Here is a 4058-nt window from a genome sequence, read left to right as displayed (position 1 = left end):
TAACAGTTGTTCATCAGGACGTGGACGCGGCTCGCCTGGTCGGCGAGCGTGCGCAGCCGCGGGGCCCACTCGGCGAGCTCGGATTCGCTGTAGCGGTAGCCGAACCGGTCGTAGATGTCCTTGCTCTCCCACTTGTCGCTGTGGCCGTGAAAGCGCATCACGGCGAGGTCGGCCGTCGCGGCCACGATCGGCGGCACGGACGACGTGTGGCCCTGCGGCATGTCGACACAGACGTAGGGAACTCCGTAGGAACGCAGGAAGTCCAGCGTCTCGTCGCGGTTGTCCTCCGAGAGCCAGGTCCTGTTGCGGAACTCGACGCAGAAGCCGTAGGGCTCGCACCGTCGCTTGCACTCCAGGATGTAGTGCCGGTTGCGCTTGCCGATGGGGAACCACTGGGGGAACTGGAACAGGACGGCGCCGAGCTTGCCCGCGTCGTGCAGCGGCGTCAGCGCCGAGCAGAACCGCTCCCAGACCTGGTCGACGACGCCCTGGTCGAGGTCCTTGAGATAGACGTTGCGTTTCGACGTCTCCGGCCGCAGGTCCTTGTACAGCGACGCGACCCGGGTCGGATGCTGGGTCAGCAGCGAGAATGCCTTGATGTTGAAGGTGAAGTCCGGCGGCGTCCGCTCCGCCCACAGCTGCGCCGTCCGCTCGGCCGGCGGCGTGTAGTAGGTCGCGTCGACCTCGACCAGCGGGAACTGCTTCGCGTAGTAGTCGAGCCGGGACTGGGCGCTGTCGGCTTCCTTCGGATACCAGCCCGAGGCGAGCAGCGTCTTGTCGGTCCAGGATGCGGTACCCACGAGGATGTCGCTCATAGCTGCCTGTCTACTCCCCGGTACCGACCACCGTGGCCGGAAAGGTCGGCGGATCTCGGCAGGCCCGATGTCGCCGCCTACGATCGAGCCCATGCCGGCCCCCGCCGTGCGCGTGAGCGCACGCAACGCGACGTTCCAGCGCTGGCAGACATTGCTCACCAACCGCACCAAGCGACACCGCGCGGGCGAGTTCGTGGTCCAAGGAGTGCGGCCCATCTCCGCAGCCGTCGAGCACGGCTGGGTCGTCCGGGAGCTGCTCTACGACGCCGGGCGGCCGACGTTGTCCCGATGGGCGCGAGGCCTGCTGGACTCGGTTCCCGCGCGGATCGCAGCGGTCTCCTCCGAGCTGATCGGCGAGCTCGGCGAGAAGGATGCCGACCCGCCGGAACTGCTCGCCGTCGTCGCGATCGCCGACGACGACGTCGATCGGATCCCGGCCCGCGATGACCTGCTCGTGCTCGCCTTCGACCGGCCGAGCAGTCCCGGCAACCTCGGCACCCTGATTCGCTCGGCCGATGCGCTCGGTGCCCACGGGCTGCTCGTCACCGGGCACGCCGCCGACCCCTACGACCCGAGGTCGGTGCGCGCCAGCGTCGGATCGCTCTTCGCGCTCCCCGTCGTCCGGCTCGACTCGCCGGACCTGCTCATCGGGAGGCTGACGGCTCCGGGAGCACGTCTCGAGGTGGTCGGGCTCACCGAGGACGCCACCGACGACCTCGAGCGGTGCGATCTGCGTGGCCCGACCGTGCTTGTCGTCGGTAACGAGGCGACCGGGCTGAGCTCGGCCTGGCGGGCGGCCTGCACCCGGCTCGCCGCCATTCCGATGTCCGGTACGGCGAGTTCGCTCAACGCCGCGACCGCCGGCGGCATCGCGCTCTACGAGGCGGCTCGTCAGCGCGGGTCGGGGTCGTCGTCCGAGCTCCGTACCTGACCGTCGCGTCCGGCGACCACGGCGGCACCGACCCCGAGCAGCGCGAAGGCCGCAGCCATCAGGCTGAGTTGCAGGCCGAGCCCGAACGACCAGGACCGGGCCAGCGTCGTCCCGGCGACCGCACCGGCCGACGCGGGCCCGGACTGGACCGCGAGCACGTAGAGCACCTCGCCGACCGCGGTCGCGGCGACGGCGGCGGCACCGACCCCGCCGAGCAGACTCCACCGGGCGCGCCGAAGCCGGCTGCGGGTGGTCTGCAGCCGGAAGGCGGCGACCACAAGGAGCACCGCGGCGCAGACGAAGACGATCCCGAAGCGAGGACCGTGCTGCCCGGCGGTCCCCCCGCCGAGTCCGGTGAGCACACCCCAACCGGACGTGGTGAGCGCGAGCCGGCTCGACGGCTGGCCGGCGATCGACACGATGGTGGTTGACGTCGCGAACCACGGCGCCACCACAGCGATGACGGCGGCGACCAGCCAGGCCGCCGCCGCGCCGCTGACGGCGGCGGCGGTCCGGTCCGGTTCGTCCTCGTCCTGCCCGTGCTCGTCCGGCTCGACGTCATGCTCGGCGTCCGATTCGACCTGGTCCGGCCGGCCGTCCTCGAGCTCGAACCCATCGTCGAGCTCGACCCCCTCGGCATCGCCGTCGCGGTCGGGGAACCGGCCGTAGGTGTCCTGCGCCATGCGTCCATCCTGACAGGCGGGTTGTTGCGGCCCGCGCCCCGTCGGGCGCCGGTCACACCAGGCGCAGCTGCTCCCCCAGCTCCCGCGGCTGGTCCTCCTGGTCCGGGGGCGCCGTACGCCGGACCTGACGGGCCGTCCCGGCGCCGGCACCGGGCAGTCCGTAACGGGTCGCGAGATCCCGCACCTGCCCGGTCACGTCGTGCGCATAGCCGCGCGGCGCGTAGGCGCCCTTGCCGTAGAGCTCGCGGTACCTCTCGACGAGGTCCGGATGCTCGCGCCGGAGCCAGGCGAAATACCACTCCCGCGACCCGGGGCGCAGATGCAGCATCAACGGGGTCACCGAGCGGGCGCCGGACTCGGCGATGGCGCGCACGGTTGCGTCGAGCTGTGCGGGCGAATCGGAGAGGAAGGGCAGGATCGGCGCCATCAGCACGCCGCATCCGACGCCGGCGTCGGTGAGCTCGCGGACGACCCGCAGCCGCGTGCCGGGGCTCGGCGTGCCCGGCTCGACCGAGCGCCACAGCGCGCGATCGACCGAGCCGACGGACACATTGGCGGTCACATCGGTGACGGCGGCCGCCTCGCGGAGCAGGTCGAGGTCGCGCAGGATCAACGCGCCCTTCGTCAGGATCGAGAAGGGATTGGCCGCGTCGCGCAGCGCCGGAATGATGCCGCGCATCAACCGGTAGCGCCCCTCGGCGCGCTGGTAGCAGTCGACGTTGGTGCCCATGGCGATGTGCTCGCCGGCCCAGGTCGGCGCCGCGAGCTCCCGGCGAAGCCGCTCCTCCGCGTTGACCTTGACCACGATCTGGGAGTCGAAGTCGGCGCCGGCGTCGAGATCGAGGTAGGTGTGGGTCTGGCGGGCGAAGCAGTAGACACAGGCGTGCGAGCAGCCCCGATACGGGTTGATCGTCCAACGGAACGGCATCTGCGACTCGCCCGGCACGCGGTTGATGATCGAACGCGCGCGCACTTCGTAGAACGTGATGCCGCGAAACCGGGGTGTATCGAACGTACGGACCACGACGTCGTCACCGAACAGGGTGGCCGGGTCGCTGCCGGTCCGCAGCCCATCCCATCGCATCGCGTCGCCTCCTCACGGTGGATCGTCCGACCACCACATTAGAACATATGTTCGACGGTGACCAGCTGGTGTGGGCGCGGTGGTCAACCGGCCCTCGGCGAGGTCTGAACGATGAATTTTCCGCGCCGTGTTGGTCTGTACGCCGAAAACCGACCCACGGGAGGCTGACGCCATGCGGAAACTGACCTTTGGCATGAACCTGAGCCTGGACGGTTACATCGCCGCGCCCGGCGACGACCTCGGCTGGAGCGTGCCGAGCGACGAGCTGTTCCAGTGGTGGTCCGACCGGGTGGGGGCGACAGGACTCGCGCTGTACGGGCGGAAACTGTGGGAGACGATGAGCTCCCACTGGCCGACCGCCGACCAGCAGCCAGGCGCCACACCGGCACAGATCGAGTTCGCCCGCCGCTGGCGGGACATGCCGAAGGTGGTGTTCTCCTCGACGACCAGCGCGGTCGACTGGAACGCCCGCCTGGTCACCGGCGACGCTGTCACCGAGATCACCCGGCTCAAGACTGAGGATGGCGGTCCCATGGACGTCGGCG

Annotated in this window: 5 protein-coding genes; 2 read left to right on the top strand and 3 right to left on the bottom strand. The window is 70.4% G+C overall.

What is annotated here, in order from left to right:
- The coding region (locus tag VGH85_15500) for a DUF72 domain-containing protein (protein HEY2175211.1) at window positions 1-815 on the bottom strand (815 nt) is incomplete at its 3' end.
- A gap of 91 nt (window positions 816-906) precedes the next feature.
- On the opposite strand from VGH85_15500, the gene VGH85_15495 reads away from it, so the two are divergent.
- Window positions 907-1746 carry a TrmH family RNA methyltransferase gene (locus tag VGH85_15495; GenBank protein HEY2175210.1) on the top strand — a complete coding sequence of 280 codons (840 nt, stop codon included), beginning with the start codon at window positions 907-909 and terminating at the stop codon, window positions 1744-1746.
- Here VGH85_15495 and VGH85_15490 read toward each other — a convergent pair.
- Window positions 1707-2429, bottom strand: coding sequence for a hypothetical protein (locus VGH85_15490; GenBank protein HEY2175209.1), 723 nt, complete (start codon window positions 2427-2429; stop codon window positions 1707-1709). The two genes, VGH85_15495 and VGH85_15490, sit on opposite strands and share 40 nt — an antisense overlap.
- Before the next feature lie 52 nt (window positions 2430-2481).
- Entirely contained in the window at window positions 2482-3513 is a 1032-nt protein-coding gene (locus tag VGH85_15485) for an Rv2578c family radical SAM protein (protein HEY2175208.1), read from the bottom strand.
- A gap of 172 nt (window positions 3514-3685) precedes the next feature.
- On the opposite strand from VGH85_15485, the gene VGH85_15480 reads away from it, so the two are divergent.
- Window positions 3686-4058, top strand: a 373-nt coding sequence (locus VGH85_15480; GenBank protein HEY2175207.1) for a dihydrofolate reductase family protein, incomplete at its 3' end; no start/stop codon positions are given.

Source organism: Mycobacteriales bacterium, from assembly GCA_036497565.1.
Taxonomy (GTDB): Bacteria; Actinomycetota; Actinomycetes; order Mycobacteriales; family QHCD01; genus DASXJE01.
The sequence above is the reverse complement of the archived record's forward strand: the minus strand, read 5'-3'. Positions and strand labels throughout refer to the sequence as shown.

Coding starts and splice junctions, on each gene's coding strand:
- VGH85_15495 (HEY2175210.1), top strand. CDS start 907: ATGCCGGCCCCCGCCGTGCGCGTGAGCGCACGCAACGCGACGTTCCAG.
- VGH85_15490 (HEY2175209.1), bottom strand. CDS start 2,429: ATGGCGCAGGACACCTACGGCCGGTTCCCCGACCGCGACGGCGATGCC.
- VGH85_15485 (HEY2175208.1), bottom strand. CDS start 3,513: ATGCGATGGGATGGGCTGCGGACCGGCAGCGACCCGGCCACCCTGTTC.